This window comes from Escherichia sp. KCJ4928 (assembly GCF_004352695.1).
Classification (GTDB): Bacteria; Pseudomonadota; Gammaproteobacteria; order Enterobacterales; family Enterobacteriaceae; genus ECMA0423.
The window spans coordinates 1-940 of the sequence record NZ_SJWV01000458.1 but is presented as its reverse complement, the minus strand read 5'-3'; the positions used below and the strand labels follow the sequence as shown (position 1 = coordinate 940).

The 940-nt window shown below is 38.8% G+C and carries 1 protein-coding gene and 1 pseudogene; both read right to left on the bottom strand.

The window, feature by feature from the left end; translation table 11 throughout:
* Positions 1-85: small membrane protein YkgR (gene ykgR / locus E0D98_RS24825; protein WP_131891361.1), on the bottom strand; the 85-nt coding region annotated here is incomplete at its 3' end.
* A gap of 473 nt (positions 86-558) precedes the next feature.
* A pseudogene (locus E0D98_RS28215) lies at positions 559-648 on the bottom strand (hypothetical protein); the annotation flags it as partial.
* Between the last annotated feature and the right edge of the window lie 292 nt (positions 649-940).

Sequence of the window (940 nt, the reverse complement as noted above, 5' to 3'; positions counted from 1 at the left end):
ATAAATAGGCGTATTCTACAATTGCGACAAAAACAACGATATTAATCAGTTTATGACTGATTTGTTGTACTTTATTCTCTTTCATTGGTACTTCCTCGCTTTAAAAAAGAGCGCACTTCGTAAGTGCCCTTATATAAATAACGAGTTTGGTCAACCAATTTTTTGACATGTATCACAAATTTGAATAGATGTATTACATCGGCTATCTTTTATTGCACCAACGTCATTGATATATGTCGCCTGAAGTCAGTTCCGGGAATGAGTCTGATCTCAAGACTGGCCCAGTCCGGGCGTTGATTGGCGCTGAGGAGCATATCGCATCTCATCATAATGTCGTATCTCCTGGGGTGTTATACAAGATATCGTTGTTGGTGACCTGGGAGAGGAATTGAGTTCTATTAAACCGTCAACTATGCCGGATACATACTGGATTACACTGCAGGCACGCCTTACGAGAGAACGTGCCGCAGTGACGGGTTAATTATCTGAAAGAATTTGTGAGGCTGTATCGGTTACTCATTGATTTGATAGTTTTACTCTCGGGAGAGTAATAGATATTTAATCTATTAACGGAAACCAGCCAGTTCCTTTCGATGCCTGAATTTGATTCCATAGTTTATCCGGAATGGTTAATTCATGAATAAGTTGTGTTCTCGTTCATGAGAAGCATAACGTAAAGGGAAAAGCTCGATTAGACGGCAGGATTTGTCAGGGGTTATGAACGAAATTCATAAATCTGTTTGAGTGTTGCGATGGGTAGTGCAAGTTCGAAATCTCCGCAATTTACAGTCCGATGAAGGAAAATGAATATCCATAAAAAATATATCGATTTATTCTGGCGTATATACCTACTTCGACGTATTTCCAATAGTTGTTAATTAAAGGCAGGCCATTATTATTCACTCTGCATAATGAATTATTCACTGTCCGCAGAGTAAAA